The sequence below is a fragment of the Fretibacterium sp. OH1220_COT-178 genome, from assembly GCF_003860125.1.
In the GTDB taxonomy this organism is placed as follows: Bacteria; Synergistota; Synergistia; order Synergistales; family Aminobacteriaceae; genus CAJPSE01.
The window spans coordinates 47024-69478 of record NZ_RQYL01000007.1; the positions used below are offsets into that span (position 1 = coordinate 47024).

A 22455-nucleotide genomic window follows, 5' to 3' on the forward strand; every position below is an offset into this window, starting at 1 on the left:
TAATGGCATGATTTTATAAACGGCTGAAAAAATTCAAGGTGCTTAATGTAGAGGTGGCTATCTCTATTGGGACAGCCCGTAAAAGTATTATCTCAGGAGGGATAAATTTATGAGCATTATAAAAGCATTGGAGAACCGAAGAACCATTTATGCACTCAATAAGGAGCTTCCAATCCCTGAAGCGGAAGTCGAAGCGTTGGTCAAGCAGGTGACCGAACTTGTCCCGGATGCCTTCAACATGAAGAGTGCCCGCGTCGCTGTTGTCCTGGGTGGTATGCAGGACAAATTGTGGGATACGATCTACGATGCCTTCGACGGCAAGGTCGCAAGGGAGAAGATCAATGGCTTCAAAGCCGCCGCAGGGACCGTTTTATACTTCTACGATCAAGAGATCGTCAAGGCCATGCAGAAACAATTTTCTTCTTACGCCGACAACTTCCCGGTATGGGCGAACCAGGCTAACGGCATGCTGCAGCTCTCCGTATGGGCGGCCCTCCGGGAACGGAACATCGGAGCGAACCTTCAGCACTACAATCCCGTTATCGACAAGAAGGTCAAAGAGCTGCTCGGCCTTCCGGAATCCTGGGTCCTGCTGGCACAGATGCCCTTTGGGGGCATTGTAGCCCAACCCGACCCCAAGGAAAAAGAGAATATCGAACTGCGTGTGAAAACCTGCCGCTAAACGATTTTTTCGTTTGAGGCATTTTCTCTGAAACGAGTCGAGGGCGGGGAAGGGCATCCCCGCCCTCGACTTTTGGTGTTTTTCTCCGCAACTCAATCCCCGGCCAGGCTCCACCCCACGGACTCGTTCTGCAGCGCCCAGAGCCGCGCATACAGCCCACCGCGCTCCAGCAGCTCCTCGTGGCGCCCCTGGTCCACCACCCGTCCGGCCTCCATCACCACGATGTTGTCCGCGTTCTGGGTCGTGCGCAGCTTGTGGGCGATCACCACCACCGTGCGCCCCTCCACGAGCGCGTTCACGGCCCTTTGCACCTCCACCTCGTTCTCCGGGTCCAGGCTGGCCGTCGCCTCGTCCAGCAGCACGACCGGCGCGTCCTTCAGCAGGGCGCGGGCGATGGAGATCCGCTGCTTCTCGCCCCCCGAAAGGGTCGAGCCGCCCTCCCCCACCACCGTGTCGTACCCCTGGGGCAGCCGCATGATGAATTCGTGCGCACGGGCCCGTTTGGCCGCCTCCTCCACCTCGGCGTCCGTCGCCCCCTCGCGCCCGAAGGCGATGTTGTTCCGCACCGTATCCCGGAAGAGGTACACGTCCTGAAAGACGAAGGATATCCGCTTCATCAGCTTCTCCGGGTCCAGATCGCGCTCGTCCGTCCCCCCGAAGAGCACCGTCCCGGACTGCGGGTCGTAAAAACGTGCCATGACCTTCATCAGGGTCGTCTTGCCGCACCCCGACGGCCCCACCAGGGCGGTCAGCTTTCCCTCGGGGAACTTCAGATCGACGTTCTTCAGCACGTGCCCGCCGTCGCCGTAGCCGAACGTGACGTCCCTGAGCTCGATGTCGTGCCGCTCGGGCGCGTCGCCCTCCCCGGCCATCTCGGGCTCCTCCATCAGGCTCAGGATGCGTTTGCCGGCCAGTGTGGAATAGCGGAACACGAAGAAATTGAGCAGTGCGGCCGTCAGGGGGTCGTACACGCGCGTCCCGACGATGAGGAAGCCGACGAAGGTCAGAGGGTCGAGCGTCCCGCCGATCATCAGATGGACGCCCAGGACGATCATCAGGGTCAGCCCCAGGCGAATCAGGGAGATGGCCACCATCGCGAAGGGTCCCATGATCGCCTCGAGGCGTATGCTCTCCCTCATGAAGCCGCGGAAGGCGCGCTCCATCCGGGCAAAGCGGTCCCCCGTCAGATTGTAGGCCTTGATGACGCGGATGCCGTTCATGTACTCCTGAATGCGGTTCCCCGCATCGATCTTCGCCCTCATGTGTTTCCGGCTCAGCCGGTCCTGGAGCCGCGTCGAGAGCAGGAGCACCAGCGCCGCCACCGGGAGCGAGACGAACATGGCGCCGGCCATGAGCGGGCTCCAGAAGCACAGGCCCACGAAGGCGATGACGGGCAGGACGAGCCCGCCGATCATCTGCGGCACCTGGTGCGAGACGGCGGCCTCCAGCAGCAGGAAATCGCCCATGATCATGTTCACCAGGTCTCCGGGGTCGCGCCGCGAGAAATAGCCCAGAGAAAGCTTGCGCAGCTTCTCGGCAAGCTCGGCCCGCCCCCGGGCCGAGGCGCCGTAGGCGTCCCGGTAGCAGGCCCGGTAGGCCGGCACCTCCGCCGCGTACATCACGAACAGGTAGACGAAGAGAAACGCACAAAGTCCCCAGAGCTTCGCCATATCCGGTTCGCCGCCGCGCGACCAGGCCTCGATCACGGTGCGTACCACCTCGATGGCGACAGCGAACGGGACGAGATTCACCAGATACGAGACGATCGTAAAAAAGACCGATTTGCGCAGTTTTTCGGGGTGTCCTGCCGTTACGGCCCGAAACATGCCCTTCATGCCACCGCCCCCTTGTCGTCGCTTGCATTTCCTCCGAGCCTCCAGCTCTCCGCACCGGCATAGGCCCGCCACATGCGGGCGTAGAGGCCGTCCGCCGCCAGCAGCTCGTCGTGGCGGCCGCGCTCCTCGATGCGCCCCTCGTTCAGCACCAGAATCTGGTCGGCCTTGCGGACCGAGGAGAGCCGGTGCGCGATCACCAGCACCGTCTTGCCCTTGATGAGCTCCGACAGGGCCTTCTGAATCTCGAACTCGTTCTCCGGGTCGGCGAAGGCCGTCGCCTCGTCCAGCACCAGGATGGGCGCGTTCTTCAGGACGGCCCGGGCGATGCAGACGCGCTGCTCCTCCCCGCCGGACAGGTAGACGCCCCCCGCTCCGATGAGGGTGTCGTAGCCCTGCGGCAGTCGCTCGACGAAAGAATGACACTGAGCGGCCCGCGCCGCGGCCAAGACCTCCTCGTCCGTCGCGTCCGGGCGTCCGACCCGGATGTTGTTCTTCACCGTGTCGAAGAACAGGAAGTTGTCCTGGAAGACGAACGACACCGTGTCCATCAGCGTCTCGACCGGGATGTCCCGCACGTCCACGCCCCCGACGAGGATCTGCCCCTCGCGCACGTCCCAGAAGCGCGGGATCAGGCTGGCGACGGTGGATTTTCCGCCGCCCGAGGGGCCGACCAGCGCGGTCACGCGCCCCTCCTCCGCCCTGAACGAGACTCCCGACAGGGCCTGAGCGCGCGTGGAAACGCCGTTTGTGCCGTCCGCCCCCGCCTCGTAGGAGAAGCTCACATCCCGAAACTCCACGTCGAACCGCTCCGGCCTCCTGGGGTTCACGGGCTCGGGCACGGGGGGGCGCTCCATCACGGCCTCGATGCGCTCCACCCCCTCGTCGATCTGCCGGCTCTGCATGGCCAGCATCGTCAGGCTCATCATGGGGGACGCCGCTCCGGGGGCCATCACGACGAAGAACAGGAACGTCAGAGCCAGAGCCTGGTCCCCCGGATCGCTCTGAATCATCAGGAGCCCCACGGGCAGCAGAAAGGTGAGGAACGAGCCCGCCACCACCTTGAACAGGATATAGCCGCGCTCATAGCGGTTGGTGTACTGGAGACAGAAATCCCCATAGGCCTGGATGTCGTTGTAGAACCCCCGGAAGGACTGCACGGTCCGCCCGAAAACCTTGACGACCTGCATCCCCCGCACGTACTGCACCGCCGAGGCGTTGACCCGCTCCAGAGAATCGTAGTACTTCTTGAGGAACATTTTGCCCTTCTCGCCGAACCACAGGGACCCCTGCATCAAAAGCGCCGCCACGAACGCGCCCAGGCAGGCCAGGGCCAGCGGGGTGCTGAGCCAGAGCAGGGCCCCGGCCAGGATCAGCACCGTGACCAGCGCTTCGACGACCTCCGGAATCCTGTGCGCGACAAAAAGCTCGATGTCCTCGACGTTCTGCTCCATCGTCTTCTTGACCGCGCCGATGGTGGTGCCCGACAGGAACCCCAGGGACAATCCGCCGATGTGACGGGCGAGGCGCATCCGGATGCCGTAAAGGATCCTGAACGCCGCCACGTGCGAGGCCATGAGGGAAGCGTACTTCACGACGAACCCGAACACCATGCTTCCGAAGGCGACGGCCCCCTGATGGATGAAGAACCCCGAGTTCTCCGGCGTCACCCCGCTCTCCAGCAGCTCACTCAGGATGAAGTACACGTTCAGGAAGGGCACCAGCATCAGCGCCGCGCTGAGCGACGCCAACACACAGGAGAGCGACACCAGCCCCCGCCTTTCCCCGGCGATCGCCAGCAGCCGGGCAATGCCGCTCCTCTTCTTTTTCTCCATGCACAATCGCTCCTCTCAGAGAAAAACAAAAGTTTTATATAGCAAACTTTTACGCGATCATTTTACCGCATCCGCCCTCCACCGGACATGACCGATCGGGAGAAAAACATGACCGATCGGGAAAAACCGTCAGCGTCCCTCCCGCCCTGCAGACAGGCGGCGCAGCCGCGCGTCGATATCGGCGCCGCCGTTCCCCCCGGCCTCGCACAGCGCTCTCCAGCAGCGTCCGACGCCATGAAGCACGGATGACTTGAAATTGAAACGAGCTGGATCGATCTCTCTTTAGTACCATTCAGGATTCAGAAACGATTGCCCCGGAGAGGGGGCCGCAATGGGAGCACGGAACGGGCCCGGCCGCATCATTTTTCCGACAGGGCCCTTGAAGGGCGCGCTCAAGTGCGGCAACATGCCAAAATCGCAGAACGCGGACCGGAGCGGTCCCTCCCCGGCTCCCCAAAACCGGCCGAAGGTCGAAAAATTTACTGCCTCTTGCGCTATAAGCTATAATAGAAGATCAAGAAGTGGCTTATTTAACATAAGTTTTCGGAAAACGATACTAAAAAGAAACGCTTTGAGGAGGGGGATTTTTTTGGAAGTCAAGAAGACCAACAGAACGATGGACGGCAACGAGGCGGCGGCGTGGGTTTCCTACGCCTTTACGGAGGTGGCGACGATCTACCCCATCACCCCCTCCTCGCCCATGGCCGAGCATGTCGACCGCTGGTCGGCGGAGGGGCACCTGAACCTGTTCGGACAGAGGGTGAGGCTGGTCGAGATGCAGGCGGAGCACGGGGCCGCAGGCGCCATGCACGGAGCGCTGGAGGCGGGGGCTCTGGCGACCTCCTACACGGCGGCACAGGGGCTGATGCTGATGATCCCCCCGATGTACCGGATCGCCGGCCAGCTCCACCCCGGGGTGCTCCACGTCAGCTCACGTACGGTGGGGACGCACGCCTTCTCCATCTTCGGGGACCAGTCCGACGTCATGGCCTGCCGCCAGACGGGCTTCGCGCTCTTGTCCTCGGGCAGCGTCCAGGAGGTGGCGGACCTGGCGGGGGTGGCGCACCTGGCGGCCATCAAGGGCCGCGTGCCCTTCCTCCACTATTTCGACGGGTTCCGGACCTCCCACGAGATCCAGAAGATCGAGGTGCTCGACTACGAGGAGTTCGGCAAATTGCTGGACTGGGGGGCCGTGGCCGCGTTCCGCAAGACGGCCCTGAACTCGGAGTACCCCGTCCAGCGCAGCACGGTGCAGAACCCGGACATCTTCTTCCAGGCGCGCGAGGCCTGCAACCCCTGGTACGACAGACTGCCCGAGGTCGTCGAGAGCTACATGGAGCGGATAAGCCGCCTGACGGGGCGACGCTACGGGCTCTTCAACTATTGGGGCGCGGAGGACGCGGAGCGCGTCGTCGTCGCCATGGGGTCGGTCAGCGGGGTCCTTCGGGAGGTCGTGGAGCACCTCAACGCCAAAGGGGAGAAGGTGGGCTTTTTGCAGGTGCACCTCTACCGCCCCTTCTCCGAGCGCCATCTGCTGGCGGCCCTGCCGAGGACGACGAGACGGCTCACCGTGCTGGACCGGACGAAGGAGCCGGGGTCGGCCGGGGAGCCGCTCTTCAAGGACGTGGCCACCGCCATGATCGGACGGGCCGAGCACCCGGCCGTCTACGCCGGGCGCTACGGGCTCTCCTCCAAGGACGTCACCCCCGCCCAGATGCTGGCGGTGTTCGACAACATGAGCCAGGCCGAGCCCAGGAGCCACTTCACGGTGGGGATCACGGACGACGTCACGCACCTGTCCCTGCCGCTCGGCCCGTCGGTGGACACCGGCGACCCCGGGACGGTCAGCTGCAAGTTCTGGGGACTGGGCTCCGACGGCACGGTCGGGGCGAACAAGAACTCCATCAAGATCATCGGGGACAACACGGATTTTTATGTGCAGGCCTACTTCGAGTACGACACGAAGAAGTCCGGCGGCGTGACGAAGTCCCACCTGCGGTTCGGGAAAAACCCCATCCACTCGACCTACCTCGTCAGCGCGGCGGACTTCGTGGCCTGCCACAACCCCTCCTACATCGGCCGGTACGACATCGTGTCCGACGTCAAGCCCGGCGGGGCCTTTCTGCTGAACTGCGCCTGGGACCCGCAGGGACTCGAGGATAACCTGCCGGCCTCGGTGAAGCGGCAGATCGCCGAGAAAAAGATCCGGTTCTACACGCTCGACGCGACGGGCATCGCGCAGGAGATGGGGATGGGCGGGCGCATCAACACCCTGCTTCAGGCGGCCTTCTTCAAGATCTCCGGGATCCTCCCCATAGAGGACGCCGTGCGCTACATGAAGGACGCCATCAAAAAGACCTACGGCAGCAAGGGCGACAAGGTCCTGAACATGAACTACGACGCCGTGGACCGCGGCATCGAGGGACTGGTGCGCGTCGAGCCGCCCGCGACCTGGGCGTCCCTTGAGGACGAGGCCAGGTCCGCCCCCAGCGCGGACCTGCCGCGATACATCCGCGAGATCCTCATCCCCGTCAACGCCCTCAAGGGCGACGACCTTCCCGTGAGCGTCTTTGCGGACGACGCCAACGGCACCGTCCCCCTGGGGACCTCCAAGTACGAGAAGCGCGGGACGGCGATCAACGTGCCCCAGTGGGTCCCCGAGAACTGCATCCAGTGCAATCAGTGTTCCTTCGTCTGCCCCCATGCGGCCATCCGCCCCTTCCTTCTGGACGAGGACGAGAAGGCCGCGGCGCCTCGGGACTACGCCACCCTGCCGGGCAGGGGCAAGGGGATGGAGGGCTACGGATTCCGGATCCAGGTGGACCCCCTGGACTGCGTCGGCTGCGGAAGCTGTGCCGAGACCTGCCCCGCCAAAAACAAGGCCCTGATCATGAAGCCCCTGGAGAGCCAGCTCCCGGAGATGGAGAACTGGAACTACTCCCTGACGCTCTCCGAAAAGCCGAACCCCATGGACAAGTTCTCGGTGAAGGGGAGCCAGTTCGAGCAGCCGCTGCTGGAGTTCTCCGGCGCCTGCGCCGGCTGTGGCGAGACGCCCTACATGAAACTGATGACGCAGCTCTTCGGCGACCGGATGTACCTGGCCAACGCCACGGGCTGCACTCAGGCCTGGGGCGCGGCCTCCCCCTGCGTCCCCTACACCGTCAACAGCCGGGGACACGGGCCGGCGTTCTCCAACTCGCTCTTCGAGAACAACGCCGAGTTCAGCCTGGGGATGTGCTTTGCCGTTCAGCAGCAGCGGGAACTGCTGGCCATGAAGGCGCGCGCCCTGTTGCCCCGATGCACCGACGAGGCCCTCGCCAAGGCCCTGACGGCCTGGCTGGACGGCTTCAATGAGACCGCAGGAACGCGCGAGCGCGCCGACGACGTCATTACGCTTCTCGAACGCGTCGCGCCGAACTCGGACGACGAGGACTGCCGCTACCTCTGGCAGAACCGGGAGCACTTCGTCAAAAAATCCATGTGGATGTACGGCGGCGACGGCTGGGCCTACGACATCGGCTACGGCGGGCTGGACCACGTGCTCGCCCTCGGGCCCGACGTCAACATCCTGGTGGTGGACACGGAGGTCTACTCCAACACGGGCGGGCAGTCCTCCAAGGCCACTCCCGTCGGTGCGGTGGCGCAGTTCGCGGCCTCGGGCAAGAAGGTGAGGAAAAAGGACCTGGGCGCGATGCTCATGAGCTACGGGAACATCTACATCGCCCAGGTGGCGATGGGCGCCGACCCGAACCATCTGGTCAAGGTCCTGAAGGAGGCGGAGTCCTACAAGGGGCCGTCCCTGATCATCGCCTACGCGCCCTGCATCAACCACGGGATCGTCAAGGGCATGGGCTTCGCCCAGAAGGAGTCCAAGCTGGCCGTCGAGGCCGGGTACTGGCACCTCTACCGCTACGATCCCCGCCGGGTCAAGGAGGGGCTCAATCCCTTCGTCCTCGATTCCAAGGCCCCGACCCGCCCGCTGCGGGAGTTCCTGATGGGCGAGGTTCGCTACGCCGCCCTCGAGCGGACCTTCCCCGAGGAGGCGAAGGTCCTCATCGCGATGGCCGAGGAGGACGCAAAGGAGAAGTACGAGCGCTACAGGCAGATGGCGGAGGCCGGGGCGATCGGCTGCATCGCGAGCTGAGGTGATCGAGGGGACGGCGAAGGAGCCGTCCCCTTCCGTTATCCGGCCGCGGCACTCCGAACCGCATGAGCTATAATGCGAAGATGGAGATCGGGGAAGGCCAAAAGCAGGCCGGGAGAACCTCGGCCTTCGACTTCGGAAGGAGGTAATGCCATGTCCGGAGGCTGGCGCTCGGAGAGCGCGGAGCGTCCCGTAATGGAGGGCGATCTTCAGTATCACATCCGCTGTGGAAGGGGGGACGTGAACCGCTACGTCCTCCTTCCCGGGGACCCGGAACGCACGGACGTCATCGCCAAGGAGTGGACCGAATCCCGTTTTGTGGCGAACCATCGCGAACATCGGACCTGGAGCGGGGCCATCGGCTCCGTCCCTGTGACCGCCTGTTCCACGGGCATGGGGGGCGGCTCGACCTCCATCGCGGTGGAGGAGCTGGCCGCTCTGGGGGCGGACACCTTCATCCGCGTGGGCTCCTGCGGGGCCATCGCCGAGGAGGTCGAGTGCGGCGACCTGATCGTCTGCTCGGGCGCGATGCGCCAGGACGGGACGAGTCCGGAGTACGTCGACCTCTCCTACCCCGCCCAGGCCCATTACGAGGTCACCGCCGCGCTGGTGGAGGCCTGCGAGCGCCTGGGGGCCGCCTATCACGTCGGCGTGGGCTGTTCGACAGCCTCCTTCTACTGCGGGCAGGCCCGGCCGGGTTTCGGCGGCTACACGCAGTCCTCGTTCCGGGACAGGGTCGACGACCTGCGGCGCGCCCGGGTGCTGAACTTCGAAATGGAGGCCGCGACGCTCTTCACGCTCGCGGGGCTCTACGGGTTCCGGGCCGGAGCGGTCTTCGCTGTCGTGGCGCATCGCCTGAAGGACACGTTCCGGTACGAGGGCATCGACCGGAGCGTCCGCGTCGCCAACGAGGCCGTGAGCATCCTCGCCTCCTGGGACGAGCTCAAGAGGACCGCGAACAAGCGTTATTGGTTCCCGGGTTTGCTCCATCTGGGGAAAAAGTGAGGCTGCGGGGCTCGGGTCCGTCCCTCCCGCAGCCCGGTTTGGTCCCGCTTGGGAGGTCATGACGCAGCCTGCCGTCCTCAGGCTCCAAAAGCACGACAAAAAAACCGCCCCCATCGGGAGGCGGTTTTTTATTGTGCGGATGGGCCGACGGACCTCAGACGACCGCGATCTCGTAGGGCAGGGTCGACAGACGGCGCGAGCCGTCCTGCGTGGCGATATGGCAGTCGCAGGAGGTGATGCGCGCTCCGTCCTCCAGGACCGCCAAGGGATGGATGTTGAAACGCATCCCCGGCTCGATCGGAGTCGCATCCCCGCTCACGATTCGGGGGAACTCCCAGACGTCCGCCCCCTGCCCGTGTCCGATGGCGGCGGGCGGCTCTCCCGCACCGCGCGGCCGCGCATAGCCCCTCTCGATCAGGACCGCCTCCGCCGCATCCGCCAGCTCCCCGACCGTCGCTCCGGGGCGGATCCGCGCGGCGGCGGCCCTCTGCGCCTCCCCCACCGCGGCGAAGGCCCGGACATACCTCGGGTCGGGGTCCCCCAGGGAGATCAGGTGCGTGGTCTCGCCGAAATAGCCGCCCTCCGCCGAGTGCTCCAGGACGATGGTGTGGTAATCGCCCCCGCACCACACGTGCCCTCTCTGCCGAGCGTCGGCCAGATAGGCCAGCCGAGGCAGGGGGCCGGAAGCCGCCATCCAGTACAGCTCCTCCGCTCCGGCCTCGGCCGCGAAACGCGAGGCGGCGGCGATCGCGTCCAGCTCCCGCCTGCCCGGCCCGACGAACTGGAGGTAGTGCCGGAAGGTCTCCTCGTTGAGCCGGACGGCCGCCTCGGAGAGCCGGATCTCCAAAGGGCTCTGCACCCTGCGGACGCGGTTCATCCGCGGGGTGAAGTCGACCGGAGCCACACCGCCCAGATGACGCAGCAGGGAGAGATAAAAGTTGGCGCTCAGGCCGGCCTGGCCGGCAAGCCCCACCCTGCCGGGGCCGAAGGACCGGACGTACTCGGCCACGCACCGACCGGGGTCCGAGTTGTACTCGTGCCCCGGGACGATGCGGACCTCGTCCGTCGCGCCGTACCGCGCGGCGTAGTCGGCCCCGGCGGCGTCATGCGTGAAAAGCGCGACGGCACCCGTCAGGGGCAGGACCAGGTACTCCTCGAACACGGGCAGAACGTAGTTGGCCAGGTAGCGCAGGGCACCGCGGAACTCCATTTGGGCCGATGCCCCGGTGACGAGGACATCGACGCCGGCATCGGCCATCTCCTCACGGACCCTCCGCCATCGGCCGTGGATCTCCTCCTGGGGGACGTTCATGGCGCACACCTCAGAACCTCATGCCCATCGCCGCCGGCAGGAAGGTGATGAGCCAGGGAAGGAACGTGATCAGGAGCAGGCAAAGGACGCCGGCGATAAGGAACGGCCAGACCTTCGCCACGAGATCCCGCATGGAGACCTTCGCGATGTTGCAGGCGACGAAGAGGTTGGACCCGACGGGCGGCGTCACCTGCCCGATGGCGAAGTTGGCCGTGGCAATGACGCCGAAGGCGATCAGGGAGTAGTTCATCTCCCGCACGATGGGCAGGAGGATCGGCATCAGGAGGTAAAAGCCGGAGGCCGAGTCGACGAAACACCCGGCGATCAGGAAGATCAGGGTGATGAGCAGCAGCATCGCCGTGCGGTCGCGCGTCACGGACAGCAGCGCGCCCGTCAGCTGGCCCGCCACCCCCGAGGTGGTCAGGATCCAGGTGAAGGCCCCCGCACAGCCCATGATGAACATAATGACCGCCGAGGAGACCGAGGCCTCGACGAAGATCCGCCACAGCTGGCGCAGCTTGATCTCCCGGTAGACGAAGAGCCCGACCAGGAGCCCGTAGACCACCGCGACCCCCGCCGCCTCGGTGGGCGTGAACACGCCCCCGTAGATGCCGCCCAGGATGATGACCGGCATCATCAGGGCCCACAGGGCCTCCCTGAACGTCCTCCAGCGCACGCCGGCCGGCTGCCTTGCCTGGCGCACGACGTTCGCGTCCGCGCGCAGGCAGAGCAGCGCCGCGGCGGAGAAGAAGAGGCCGAACAGCAGCCCGGGGACGATCCCCGCGATGAACATCGTGCCGACGGAGACCTCCGCCAGCATGGCGTAGATGATGAAGGGGATGCTGGGCGGGATGATCATCCCGATGCCGCCCGAGGAGGCGACCAACGCGGTCGCGAAGTCCTTGTCGTAGCCCTGGCGGACCATGGCGGGAATCAGGACCCCGCCGATCGCGGCGACGGTGGCGGGTCCGGAGCCGGAGATGGCCGCAAAGAAGCAGGCCACCACCACCGTGACCACGGCCAACCCGCCCTTGCGGTGTCCCACGCAGGCGTTCGCGAAGGCGATCAGACGTCCGGATATGCCGGCGTGGTCCATAATCACGCCGGCGAGGATGAAGAAGGGGATCGCCAGGAGCGTGTAGCGGGCGATCGCCGCATAGAACACGGTGGGGAACACGGAGATCTTGAAGCCCATCTGCAGGATTCCCGCAAGAGCCGCCAGTCCCATCGAGGCCGCGACGGGGACCCTCAGGAGCAGGAGTCCGAAGAACACGCCGATCAGCACGAAGGCGATCATGCCCCAGCCCTCGCCTTCCGGATCTCCAGGTACCCCGACCGCAGGACGCTGACCAGCGTCACGGCGGCCCCCGCCGGAATGGACCACCCCGCGATGGCCATGGGGATCCGCATCCCCGGCAGAATTTGTCCGTGCTTGATCTGGTTCATCACCATCGCGTACCCGGTCCGCGCGAGGACGAGCATCAGCAGGGCCGAGGCGAGCGTGGCGAAGCCGATCAGGACGGGCTGAAGCGCTGCGGGCATCCGATCCGACGCCAAGGTCAGCACCGTGTGCGCGCCGATGCGGTAGCCGTAGGAGATGCCGAACAGGCTCACCCAGATGAAGACCAGGACCACCAGCTCCTCCGTGTAGGAGAAGGGCGTCTGCGGCAACAGGTAGCGAAAGACGACGTTGAGAAAATTGAAGAGGACCATCACGGCCATGCCGGCGACCATGACGCTCTCCTCCAGGATGTTGAACCCCTTCCAGAATCGATTCACGTTGCAGTCCCTCCCGAATGCGGCTCCAGACATAGGAGAAGAGGGCCCCTTCGGGCCCCCTTCAGGCTCTTGCGGCGGGAAATCAGAATGCGTGTCCGAACTTTTTGAAGAGGTCCTCACCGAACTCCTGCCGGTAATCCTCGTAGACCTTGGTCGTGGCCTCCCGGAAGGCCTTGACCTGCTCGGGCGTCAGAGAGTCGACGACCTCGATCTTGTACTCGCCCAGCTGACCGCGGAGGGCCGCCTCCTTCTCCCGGGTGACCGCCACCTGATGGGCCATCGCCTCGTCCGCGGCCGCCTGGAAGACCGCCTTCTCCTCGTCGCTCAGGCTCTCCCAAAGCTCCTTGCTGACGGAGAGGTACAGCGGGTCGTAGGAGTAGTTCCAGAGGGAGATGTGCTTGACGACCTCCAGGGTCTTCTGCGTGAAGAGCAGGTCCAGGGTGTTTTCGCAGGCGTCGATGGTGCCCTGCTGGAGGGACGTGTAGACCTCGGACTGGTTCATGGTGATCGGGTCCGCGCCGATGTACTTCAGCAGCGAGACGTGGACGTTGCTGCCCGGAACGCGGATCTTGAGGCCCTTCATGTCCGAGGGCTGCACGATGGCATTGCGGTTGTTGACCACCTGGCGGTATCCGTTCTCGCCGATCGCGAGGCAGACGACCCCCGCCTCGTTCAGCACCTGCTTCAGGCTGGCTCCGCCCTCGCCCTTCATGCAGCGGTCGACGTCCTCGTAGGTGGGCAGAAGCCACGGGAAACAGGGCACGACGCTCTTCTTGGCTACGGCGGACCAGACGAGCGCGTCCTGAAGATGCACGTCCGTCACCCCCGTCTGCACCAGGTCGATACCCGCAACCTGATTGCCGCCGGAGAGCTCGTCGAGCGGGTAGATCGTGAAGTCGAACTTGCCCTGCGTCCTCTCCCTGACGATCTCGGCGAACTTCTCGGCACCCTGGTGCCAAGTGCTGGTGCGGGGCGCAGCATGGCTGAACTTCAGCTTCACCGCGTCGGCCGCAAGGGCCGGGACGGACGGAACGAGCAGCATGGAGACGCACAGCAACGCGAGCAGAACCTTCCTCATCGAAAACGGAACCTCCTTGTCGTAGAAACGCCGATATTGCCGCAGCGGCTCCTCCCTTGGCAAGCCCCGGGCGATACGGACAATATATCACAAGGGCCCGTATTTTCAATCAAAAGAATAAAAGGCAACTGCAGTTTCGTTTTCTCGTCAACGCCGACTCATGATCGTCCTGATCTCGTCCTCGTTGATCCCCACCATCGCCTCCCCGAGGTCCCCGGACACCTCGAGCAGCATCCTCGGGTCCTCGTAATGCTCCACCGCCTTGACGATAGCCCTTGCCCTTTTTTCGGGGTTCCCGGACTTGAATATTCCCGACCCCACAAACACGCCCTCCGCCCCAAGCTGGCGCATCAAAGCGGCATCCGCCGGTGTCGCGACCCCTCCTGCCGAGAAGTTCAAAACCGGCAGTCTCCCCTTCTCCCTCACCCCGCTCAAAAGCTCCGGGTCGACCCCGAGCTCCTTTGCCCGATGATTCACCTCATCCTTCCGAAGGGACCGAACCAGCGCAATCTCGCCCATGATCTGCCGCATATGGGAGACGGCCTGAATCACGTCGCCGGTCCCCGCCTCGCCCTTCGTCCGTATCATCCTGGCCCCCTCGGAAATTCTTCTGAGCGCCTCTCCCAGGTTTCTGGCGCCGCACACGAAGGGGGTTTTAAACTGTTTCTTGTCGATGTGATGGACCCCGTCGGCGGGGGACAAAACCTCGGATTCGTCGATAAAATCGACGCCCAGTGCCTCCAGGATCTGGGCCTCCACGAAGTGCCCGATCCTCACCTTGGCCATGACCGGTATCGAGACCGCCTTGACGATCTCCTCGATCCTCTTGGGGTCGCTCATCCTCGAAACTCCCCCCGCCGCCCTGATGTCCGCCGGAACCCTCTCGAGCGCCATGACCGCGACCGCCCCCGCCGCCTCCGCAATTTTGGCCTGCTCGGGATTGACGACATCCATGACGACTCCGCCCCTCAGCCTCTCGTAAATGTCCATAAATTCTTTCCTCCCAACATTTTTACTCCGGTGTTCCGTCAGCTCAGGCATTATATCTGCTATACTGTCTCCATTGATAGATACAGTTTAAAAAAAATTTATGGATACAGAGGCGGACATGCCATTGGGACAGACCGTTCTTCCGCTGTATTTGAGCCTTTACGAGGACATAAAAAGCAGGATCGCATCAGGAAAGCTTGCCGCCGGAGACAGGCTGCCCTCCATAAGGGCGGCGGCCAGAGATTTGAAAATCAGCATCAATACCGTCAGCAACGCCTATCATCAGCTGGAGGTCGAGGGCTATGTCAGGTCCGCGGAAAAGGTGGGCTACTTCGTCGAGGCGATAGACGATTTGATAAGGCTCGGACGCCGCCAGCCCGCCGTCCTCGAGAGGGCGATGCCTCCAAAATACAAGTACGATTTTTCCTACAGCGGCGTCGACGATTCCCTGTTCCCTTATTCCGTCTGGAAGAAAATTTTCAGGCAAGTGTTTTCGTCGGAGCATGAAAACCTGTTGGCTCAGGGCGATTGCAAGGGCTTCCCTCCCCTGAGGGAAAGCATCGCCGCCTACCTCATGAACTCGAGGGGGATCGACGCGGCCCCGTCCAACATGATCGTCTCCGCAGGGACGGAACACCTTTTTTATATCCTCAAAAGACTTTTGGACAGCAATACGCTCTATGCCTTCGAAAACCCCGGCTACGCCTTCGGAAACCCCTTTTTCACCTACGATATGGCCAATCCCATTTTTCTCAATCTGGACAGGCAGGGCGTCGAAATCGAACGGATCCGGGATCTGAACTCCATTGCCGTCCTTGTAACCCCCGCCCATCAGTTTCCGATGGGTACAGTCATGTCCATAAACCGAAGGATCGAGCTTTTGAACTGGGCAAGCCTCAGGCCCGAGAGATACATCATCGAGGACGACTACGACGGCGAGTTCAAGTTCAGGGAAAAGCCCACCCCCGCCCTGAAAAGTATGGACACGAACGACGACGTGATCTACCTGGGCAGTTTTTCAAGGCTCATCGCTCCCTCGCTGAGGGTCAGCTACATGATTCTGCCCGAGCGGCTCATGAAAGAGTACGAAAGGGCCTTCAAGGGGTTCGGCTGCCCGGTATCCCTCTTCATTCAGACGGCCCTTTCACGCTTCATGTCGGAGGGGTACTTCGAAAAGCACATAAACCGAATGAAGTCTTGCTACGGCAAAAAACACTCCAGGACGAAACACCGCATCGAGCGCTCCGCGCACATCAAGATGCACGGCCCGACCTCCGGCACATCCTTCGTGATCGAAATCCCGGAGGTCGATGCCGACGCTTTGCTCGAACACCTGGAGAGCGCCGGAGTAAGGCTCACCCCCATCTCCGACTTCGCGGTGAACGGTGAGGATTTCAGGGGGCTTTATCTTCTGAGCTTCTCGAAGCTCAGCGATCTCGACCTGGAGGATGGCATCGGGATTATGGAGAAAACGATAGAGGCCCTGAAAAAATGATCCCTCCCGACTTCAAGGGGAACAGGCACGACGGAGGCCGAGGTGGGGGACATTGGGGCCGGGCCATGGACACGTTCATGCCGCCGAGTGCTCGAGGCAACCCGCCGGAGGAGAAAGACGACCCGGCTCGACCGCCCCGGGCGGACCGAAGAAAACGATGAACCGCCCCGCTTACTTTCCCGCCCTCGCCTGGGCGAAGGCCAGAACGTAGCCGTCGGGGTCCCGGACGTAGAACTCGTCCGCTCCGTACCAGGCGGTCGAGAGCTCCTTCACGATCTCCGCCCCGGCCCTGACGCGCCCGTACAGCTCGCCGACATCATCCGTCTCGCAGTAGAGCGTGGCTGACGAGCCGATCGGGCATTTGGAAAGGACCTCCACATCGGTCCTCAAACTCTCCTCGGCCTGCAGCATCACCTCGACCGCCCCGCTCCGGACCAGGGCCCACACATACCGCCTCCCCGGTACAAGCCCGGACTCCATGCCATTCTCCCCGGACACGAACGCCACCGGCTCAAACCCCAGGACATCGACGTAGAACGCCACGGATCTCCGGACATCCCTCACCATAAGATTGGGGGTGAGCTTCTTCAATGCTTTCATCGTTGTCGCCTCCCTTTCGCTCCCCTCAAAGAGGAATGTCCGACAGTGTAGCGGATCGGACACCGGGCGTCTTGTACAAATGCGACATCCTCTCCCCCTTGGGATGAAGCTGCCGATACTCCCGGATCATGTGCGACTGATCTGCATAGCCGAGCTTCTGGGAAAGTCGGGCCAGCGGCTCGTCCGACCTCTCGAGTTCCTCCCGAAGGCACCGAAAGCGGAGGATTTTCAGGAAAAGTTTCGGCGGAACGCCGACGTACCGCGCAAACAGCCGCTCGAGCTGACGCACGCTGAGCCCTGCTTCAGACGACAGCCGCGTCACGGAACAGGACGGAACCGAAAGGCGGAGGAGAATGCGGTCATCCACCGGAACCCTCCTCAAAACCTCCTCAAGGGCCGAGTCACAGAACGCGGACATCTCCTCCACGGAGCTCAAATCGTGCAGGGGGGCAAAGCGGTCGGCCAGGCGGATGGAAACGGCCCCGAGATCGGCCGTCCCGTCCCGAAAACGATCCGTCGATTCCCCCAGGAGCGGCGGCAGCACGCCGGGGAGGAAACGGATTCCGAAAAGCGCCCCTCCCGGCGCCCTCCTCACCTCGCGGGAACGCGTCATAGTCCCACAGACGAGAGCACGCCCCTCCGAACGATCGAAGATCAGGTCCATACATCCGTCGGGAAGGACCGAAAACGCCCGCCCCCCGCTCGTCTCCCGATGGAACCAATAAGCGTCGACGTACCGCGCAAGGTTCTTCCCCGACGTCACCTCCCGGAAGGACATGCCGTCAAGCGTCCAAAAAATCCGCCAGCACCGCGTTGAACCTGTCCGGCTCCTCCCAGAAGAGCATGTGTCCCGAATTCTCGAAGAATACCGTCTTCGCTCCGGGGATGGCCTCGCCCACATAGGCGCTCCCCTGCCAAGGAAAGACCTTGCTGTTCCGGGCGACGAGCACGAGCGAGGGAACCGTTACCCGCGGCAGGAAGTCCCTCCAGTCGATATGCGTGTGGTCGCGCATGATCTCGACGCGCACCTTGGGAGGGCACTTGGAGATCTCGTCCGCGATCTCGGCGACCTCCTCCACGGTCGGCTCCCGATGCAGGCAGCCATGGGCCAGTCCCTCGGCGGAGGCGCGCGGCGCGAACTCCACGGCGCAGCAGGTGCGCACGAACGTCTCCGCGTCGTAGCAGCTCGTCTGGCCCCAGGCCCAGTCCGGACCGATGTACTGCGCCGGCGCCTGGTCGATGCAGACGAGCTTCTGGACGCGGCGCGGCCCGAACAGCTCGAGGTAGCTCCACGCGACGGCCGCCCCCATGGACCATCCGGCGAGCGTCACCTCGTCCAGGTCCAGTGCCTCGATCAGATTGAGGACGTCCATCGCGTAGCGGGCGATGCGGTGCCCGTAGAGCACCTTCTCGGACTCCCCGTGGCCGCGAAAGTCCATGAGGACGACCTTACGGTCCTTCGACAGGGACTCCACGTTCTTGTGGAAAAAACGCGTCGTGCAGGTCCAGCCGGGCAGGAACAGCAGGGGCTTCCCCCGACCGTGCACCTCGTAGTGAATGGAGACGTTATCGTTGGTGATTACGAACGGCATGACCGACCTCCTGTGGGATCCGAGTGATTTTCCCCGCCCCTGCCTTCCTTCCGCGGGCCGGGGAATCGCGAAGCCTGGAACAAAGACAATTTGGGACCCGGTAAGTACATAACACCGAAGGCCGAAAAAAGCAACTTGCGGGCCGTCCCCCTGCCGAATCGGGGCCGGCAGGGGCGAAGGGGACGAAATCGCTCGTCCGTCTTGACAAGTACGGCCGCAACGCGCTAAATAGGAGGGCGGAAAAAGCGACCGCGGCGGGACCCCGAAAAGCGGGCCCTTTCGCGGTCGGTCTCATGCGGGCAGACCGATGCCGCCGGGGCATCGCCGTCCGGCTCGACGAACGGAAAGGAAGTCTCTCGAAAAATGACCCAAGCACAACAGCGCTACCGCGGCATTCTTGCAGCCGCTCTTTTTGTTTATATCGCCGTCTCGTGGGGGATCGTGTTCAACGTCGCCAGCCTGCTGGTCGCCCCCGTCGAACAGGCCCTGGACCTGTCGAGAAAGAGCATGCTGTGGGGCATGACCCTTCGCAGCATCTTTTCCGTGCTGGGCGGCTTTCTGGCGGGTCGGGTCTTCGACCGGTTCGGGGTGGTCACCGTAATGCGCGCGATCGCGGTTCTGCTGCCGCTGACCTATTCGATTCAGGCCTTCATGACCGGGGTCCTTGCATACTACGTCTCTTTGGCCCTGCAGGCGATGCTGGTGACGATCGGGGGCTTCATCCCCCTCTCGATGCTCGTCAATCAGTGGTTTCAAACCAACCGAGGAACCTACAACGGCATCGTCGTCTCCGGCTCTGGGATCGGGGGCATCCTCTTCAACCTTCTGGGGGGACACATGATCGAAAACTACGGCTGGAGAAACGCCGTGATGGCCCTCTCCGCCATCATGGCGCTCTGCATGATCCTCACCTCGTTCCTGATCATCCGGGAGAACCGCTCGGACATCCGCAACACGGCCGCGTCACTGGAGGACCTGCCGGGCATCTCCGCGGACGAGGCCCTGAGGGGAGGGCTGTTCTGGGCGGTGGCGGTCATCTGCTGCCTGATGGGCATCGGAATCAGCGCAACCGTCATCAGCATCGGCTCGCACCTGGCGGACAAGGGATACAGCGTGGCCTTCGCGTCGGCGTTCATCGGAGCCATGATGCTCGCGATGTCCCTCGGCAAGATCGTCCTGGGCGTTCTCTTCGACAGGCTGGGAATCAAAAGGGCGTCCCTGTTCTGCGCCGCCTCCCTGCTCGCGGGCATCCTGGGGATGGCGATCCTGCGCTACAGGATCGTCTTCGCCGTCATCGCCGTAGGGGCGGGGATCGGCTGTTCCTTCGTCTCCATCTCCATCCCCGCATACGTCAACGCCCTTTTCGGGAGGCGGGACTTTTCGCGCATCTCCGGATTCTTTCAGGGGGCAAACGGCATCGGCGCCGTGCTCTCCCCCCTCCTCATGGGGTTCCTGTACGAGACCCGCAACTCCTACGACAGCGCGTATCTCCTGATCGCAGGCCTGGTTCTGGCCTCGATGATCGTCATGGGAGTCTGCATACCGGGGGAGAAAAAGGCGTGAGAGGAATAAAGGTTAAGCCCTGAGGCCGCTGGGGCTGTACCCGAACCGCTTCCGGAACGCGCGCGAGAAGCTGCTGGCGTCCCCGTACCCCACGCAAAACGCCGTCTCGGCCACCCCCCGGCCGAGCTCCAGAAGCTCCTTCGCCGCGCTCATGCGCCGCTCCCGGATGTAGGAATGGACGGGGAGGCCGTAGACGCGCTTGAAGGCCCGCTTCAGCGAGCACTCGTTGATGTGCCCGTGACGGGCCAGGTCCTGAATGGAGACGGGGTGGAAGACGTCCGCGTCGATAAGAGACTTCACCCGTTCCAGGGCCTGCCGTTCCGTCCTCGAGAGGGGATCTCGCACCCGCGCCGAAGAACCGGAACGGGCCTGCTCCAAAATCAACGAGAACAGCTCCAGGGCCTTCGCCTCCATGTAGAGAAGCCGCAGGTCCCCGCACAGAGGACAATGCCGAAGCTCCTCCAGGACCCGCCGCACGGAGTCGGTCTGGGCGAAGGAACGGCCGACGTAGCCGCGTTTCGCTTCGAGCCCGAGCCCCGGCGCATCCCCAAGGAACCGCTCCAGTCGCTCCGCACGGACGGCAAGGCTCACGCCCGCGCTCCGGCAGCCGGGAGGGAGCCTCATGGACTCCACGGCCTCGTTGACCCGCAGGACGACAAAACTGTCGGGGCCGATCGACCATTCCGCGCCGCTGAGTTCCTCCGACCAGCAGAATTCATCGGCAAGGGAGAAATAAAGCGAGTAGGCGTCCCCGATCGTGTGCATGGCCAGACGCACCTCCCGGTCGGACCTCGTGCTCTCCCAGCCGATCTCAATGGAGTTGTCGAGGAAAGCACGCCGGTACTCCCCCTCGACCCCCTCTCCCGAGAGACGGAAGCACCGCTCCTCCGGGGAGGAGGGCAACGAGAAGAACCTGGCGAAACGATCCGACAGCTCCTTCAAGTGCGTCCCCCTGAACAGCATCCTTCGGCTCAGCCATTGACGCTCCATCACGACCTCACTCCTCACGAGGGGGCCTCAACCCCGCAAAGCCCCCCAAAGCCCAATGAGCCTGGTCGTTTAGTATACCACATCAAACTTCCGAACCGCAGACCTCACCGTGAAGACACCAGGATTCCGCCTCGACAATGTTGACATCGACAAACTTACCCAACAGCTCGGTCCCTCCGGGAAAGAGCACCACCTTGTCCGTCGGGGTGCGGCCCTGCAGCAGGCCCTCGCCCTTCGGCGCGGCCGAGTCCGCCAACACACGGCAGGTCCGCCCCACCAGGGCCCTGTTGATGGACAGCGTTATGGCGTCCTGCACCGCGTTGATGCGGGTCAGCCGGGAGAGGCGCTCCTTCTGGGGCAGCGCCCCCGGCATGGTCGCCGCAGGCGTGCCCGTCCGCTCGGAGTAGGCCGCCGTATGGACGAGGTCGAACCGGATCTCCTCCAGGGCCGAGACGGACGCCTCGAAGTCCTCCTCCGTCTCACCGGGGAAGCCGACGATCAGGTCGCTGGTCAGCCCCAGCTCGGGGAGTGCCGCCCGCACCATCCTCACCTTGTCCATGTACTCCGCGCGCGTGTATCTGCGGTTCATGAGCTTCAGAATGCGGTCGCTTCCGGCCTGGATCGGCAGGTTCAGGGAGGGACAGACCGCCGGCTCCGTCGCCATGACCTCCACGATGTCCTCGGAGAAGTCCTGAGGCAGGGAGGTGACGAAGCGGACCAGGTCGATCCCGTCGACCCTCGCCACGTCGCGCAGCAGGCCGGAGAAGGTCGTTCCGTCCCTGAAGTCCTTGCCGTAGCTGTTGACGTTCTGGCCCAGCAGGGTGACCTCCCTCACGCCGCTCGTCACCAGCAGCCGGACCTCGCGCAGAATGTCCTCCGCGGGGCGCGACAGGAAGCGCCCGCGCACATAGGGCACGATGCAGTAGGTGCAGAAGTTGTCGCAGCCGTGCGCGATGGTCACGTAGGCGCGCCAGGGGTTCTCGCGCCGGGCGGTGAACTCGTCCAGGTCGAAGAACTCCCGCGGGTCGTCGTCCAGCAGGTCCACGCGCGCACCGTCCCGCATCACGCGCTCCAGCCCGTCGGGCAGCAGGCCGATGTGCCGCGGCCCGGAGACCAGGCGCACCCAGGGAAAGCGCGACAGGGCCCGCCTGCCCAGGCTCTGGGCGATGCAGCCGGTCAGGGCGACGACGGGCCGGCGCCCCTTTCCCCAGGGGTCCGCGTACCGGCCCAGCTCGCTCCAGACCTTCTGTTCGGCCTTGCCCCGCACGCTGCACCCCGTGACGACCACCAGATCGGCATCGGCCTCGTCCACATCCTCCCAGCCGCGGCGCACCAGGGCCGTGCGCACCCGGTCGCTGTCGTAGACGTTCATCTGACAGCCATAAACCTTCATGTGAAAACGATACACGGTCATCCTCCAAATCTCCTGGGTTCGGTCCCATACGAAAAACGACGCCCCCGAGGGAGCGTCGTCTGATCTTCTGGTGGACTGTGAGGGACTCGAACCCACGACCCGCTGATTAAGAGTCAGCTGCTCTACCAACTGAGCTAACAGTCC

At 63.8% G+C, this 22455-nt stretch carries 17 protein-coding genes and 1 tRNA gene; 5 read left to right on the forward strand and 13 right to left on the reverse strand.

Annotated elements, in window-relative coordinates; genetic code table 11:
- Positions 1–109: 109 nt before the first annotated feature.
- Positions 110–682, forward strand: a complete 573-nt coding sequence (locus EII26_RS04590) for a nitroreductase family protein (protein WP_124887976.1) — start codon at positions 110–112, stop codon at positions 680–682.
- Positions 683–774: 92 nt separating this feature from the next.
- Here EII26_RS04590 and EII26_RS04595 read toward each other — a convergent pair whose 3' ends face one another.
- Positions 775–2517 carry an ABC transporter ATP-binding protein gene (locus EII26_RS04595; RefSeq protein WP_124887977.1) on the reverse strand — a complete coding sequence of 581 codons (1743 nt, stop codon included), beginning with the start codon at positions 2515–2517 and terminating at the stop codon, positions 775–777.
- Entirely contained in the window at positions 2514–4349 is a 1836-nt protein-coding gene (locus tag EII26_RS04600; protein WP_124887978.1) for an ABC transporter ATP-binding protein, read from the reverse strand. Before EII26_RS04600 ends, EII26_RS04595 begins: the two co-directional genes overlap by 4 nt.
- Before the next feature lie 616 nt (positions 4350–4965).
- On the opposite strand from EII26_RS04600, the gene nifJ reads away from it, so the two are divergent.
- Together nifJ and EII26_RS04610 are read left to right on the forward strand one after the other, a co-directional pair.
- Entirely contained in the window at positions 4966–8493 is a 3528-nt protein-coding gene (nifJ, locus tag EII26_RS04605; protein ID WP_124888008.1) for a pyruvate:ferredoxin (flavodoxin) oxidoreductase, read from the forward strand.
- Positions 8494–8646: 153 nt separating this feature from the next.
- On the forward strand, positions 8647–9498 hold the full coding sequence (locus tag EII26_RS04610; protein ID WP_124887979.1) for a nucleoside phosphorylase: 852 nt from the start codon (positions 8647–8649) through the stop codon (positions 9496–9498).
- A gap of 154 nt (positions 9499–9652) precedes the next feature.
- Here EII26_RS04610 and EII26_RS04615 read toward each other — a convergent pair whose 3' ends face one another.
- From EII26_RS04615 to pdxS, 5 genes are all read right to left on the reverse strand, one after another.
- A complete protein-coding gene (locus EII26_RS04615; RefSeq protein WP_124887980.1) occupies positions 9653–10810 on the reverse strand; it encodes a M24 family metallopeptidase in 1158 nt (385 codons plus the stop codon).
- Between the two features lie 10 nt (positions 10811–10820).
- Positions 10821–12107, reverse strand: a complete 1287-nt coding sequence (locus EII26_RS04620) for a TRAP transporter large permease (protein WP_124887981.1) — start codon at positions 12105–12107, stop codon at positions 10821–10823.
- Positions 12104–12589, reverse strand: a complete 486-nt coding sequence (locus EII26_RS04625; RefSeq protein WP_158612158.1) for a TRAP transporter small permease — start codon at positions 12587–12589, stop codon at positions 12104–12106. Before EII26_RS04625 ends, EII26_RS04620 begins: the two co-directional genes overlap by 4 nt.
- Before the next feature lie 82 nt (positions 12590–12671).
- Entirely contained in the window at positions 12672–13667 is a 996-nt protein-coding gene (locus EII26_RS04630; protein WP_124887983.1) for a DctP family TRAP transporter solute-binding subunit, read from the reverse strand.
- A 147-nt stretch (positions 13668–13814) separates the two neighbouring features.
- A complete protein-coding gene (pdxS, locus tag EII26_RS04635; RefSeq protein WP_124887984.1) occupies positions 13815–14657 on the reverse strand; it encodes a pyridoxal 5'-phosphate synthase lyase subunit PdxS in 843 nt (280 codons plus the stop codon).
- A gap of 118 nt (positions 14658–14775) precedes the next feature.
- Between pdxS and pdxR the strand changes: the two genes are divergently transcribed.
- Positions 14776–16152 carry a MocR-like pyridoxine biosynthesis transcription factor PdxR gene (pdxR, locus tag EII26_RS04640; RefSeq protein ID WP_158612159.1) on the forward strand — a complete coding sequence of 459 codons (1377 nt, stop codon included), beginning with the start codon at positions 14776–14778 and terminating at the stop codon, positions 16150–16152.
- A 171-nt stretch (positions 16153–16323) separates the two neighbouring features.
- Here pdxR and EII26_RS04645 read toward each other — a convergent pair whose 3' ends face one another.
- From EII26_RS04645 to EII26_RS04655, 3 genes are read right to left on the reverse strand one after another with little or no spacing between them, the layout of a single operon-like run.
- On the reverse strand, positions 16324–16752 hold the full coding sequence (locus EII26_RS04645; protein ID WP_124887986.1) for a VOC family protein: 429 nt from the start codon (positions 16750–16752) through the stop codon (positions 16324–16326).
- Positions 16753–16777: 25 nt separating this feature from the next.
- Positions 16778–17530 carry a helix-turn-helix transcriptional regulator gene (locus EII26_RS04650; RefSeq protein ID WP_158612160.1) on the reverse strand — a complete coding sequence of 251 codons (753 nt, stop codon included), beginning with the start codon at positions 17528–17530 and terminating at the stop codon, positions 16778–16780.
- Between the two features lie 4 nt (positions 17531–17534).
- Positions 17535–18344 (reverse strand): alpha/beta fold hydrolase, encoded by an 810-nt coding sequence (locus tag EII26_RS04655; protein ID WP_124887988.1) that lies wholly within the window; start codon positions 18342–18344, stop codon positions 17535–17537.
- A 363-nt stretch (positions 18345–18707) separates the two neighbouring features.
- Between EII26_RS04655 and EII26_RS04660 the strand changes: the two genes are divergently transcribed.
- Positions 18708–19907, forward strand: coding sequence for an MFS transporter (locus EII26_RS04660; protein WP_124887989.1), 1200 nt, complete (start codon positions 18708–18710; stop codon positions 19905–19907).
- A 12-nt stretch (positions 19908–19919) separates the two neighbouring features.
- Here the strand turns inward: EII26_RS04660 and EII26_RS04665 are convergent, their stop codons facing one another.
- The 3 genes from EII26_RS04665 to EII26_RS04675 form a co-directional block, all read right to left on the reverse strand.
- Positions 19920–20915, reverse strand: coding sequence for an AraC family transcriptional regulator (locus EII26_RS04665; RefSeq protein ID WP_233572610.1), 996 nt, complete (start codon positions 20913–20915; stop codon positions 19920–19922).
- Between the two features lie 64 nt (positions 20916–20979).
- A complete protein-coding gene (miaB, locus tag EII26_RS04670; RefSeq protein WP_124887991.1) occupies positions 20980–22311 on the reverse strand; it encodes a tRNA (N6-isopentenyl adenosine(37)-C2)-methylthiotransferase MiaB in 1332 nt (443 codons plus the stop codon).
- 68 nt (positions 22312–22379) lie between these two features.
- Positions 22380–22455 (reverse strand) — tRNA-Lys (locus EII26_RS04675).

Bases quoted from the DNA above. Each gene is read 5' to 3' on its own strand.
- EII26_RS04590 (WP_124887976.1), top strand. From the start codon at position 110: ATGAGCATTATAAAAGCATTGGAGAACCGAAGAACCATTTATGCACTC.
- EII26_RS04595 (WP_124887977.1), bottom strand. From the start codon at position 2,517: ATGAAGGGCATGTTTCGGGCCGTAACGGCAGGACACCCCGAAAAACTG.
- EII26_RS04600 (WP_124887978.1), bottom strand. From the start codon at position 4,349: ATGGAGAAAAAGAAGAGGAGCGGCATTGCCCGGCTGCTGGCGATCGCC.
- nifJ (WP_124888008.1), top strand. From the start codon at position 4,966: ATGGACGGCAACGAGGCGGCGGCGTGGGTTTCCTACGCCTTTACGGAG.
- EII26_RS04610 (WP_124887979.1), top strand. From the start codon at position 8,647: ATGTCCGGAGGCTGGCGCTCGGAGAGCGCGGAGCGTCCCGTAATGGAG.
- EII26_RS04615 (WP_124887980.1), bottom strand. From the start codon at position 10,810: ATGAACGTCCCCCAGGAGGAGATCCACGGCCGATGGCGGAGGGTCCGT.
- EII26_RS04620 (WP_124887981.1), bottom strand. From the start codon at position 12,107: ATGATCGCCTTCGTGCTGATCGGCGTGTTCTTCGGACTCCTGCTCCTG.
- EII26_RS04630 (WP_124887983.1), bottom strand. From the start codon at position 13,667: ATGAGGAAGGTTCTGCTCGCGTTGCTGTGCGTCTCCATGCTGCTCGTT.
- pdxS (WP_124887984.1), bottom strand. From the start codon at position 14,657: ATGGACATTTACGAGAGGCTGAGGGGCGGAGTCGTCATGGATGTCGTC.
- pdxR (WP_158612159.1), top strand. From the start codon at position 14,776: ATGCCATTGGGACAGACCGTTCTTCCGCTGTATTTGAGCCTTTACGAG.
- EII26_RS04645 (WP_124887986.1), bottom strand. From the start codon at position 16,752: ATGAAAGCATTGAAGAAGCTCACCCCCAATCTTATGGTGAGGGATGTC.
- EII26_RS04650 (WP_158612160.1), bottom strand. From the start codon at position 17,530: ATGTCCTTCCGGGAGGTGACGTCGGGGAAGAACCTTGCGCGGTACGTC.
- EII26_RS04655 (WP_124887988.1), bottom strand. From the start codon at position 18,344: ATGCCGTTCGTAATCACCAACGATAACGTCTCCATTCACTACGAGGTG.
- EII26_RS04660 (WP_124887989.1), top strand. From the start codon at position 18,708: ATGACCCAAGCACAACAGCGCTACCGCGGCATTCTTGCAGCCGCTCTT.
- miaB (WP_124887991.1), bottom strand. From the start codon at position 22,311: ATGACCGTGTATCGTTTTCACATGAAGGTTTATGGCTGTCAGATGAAC.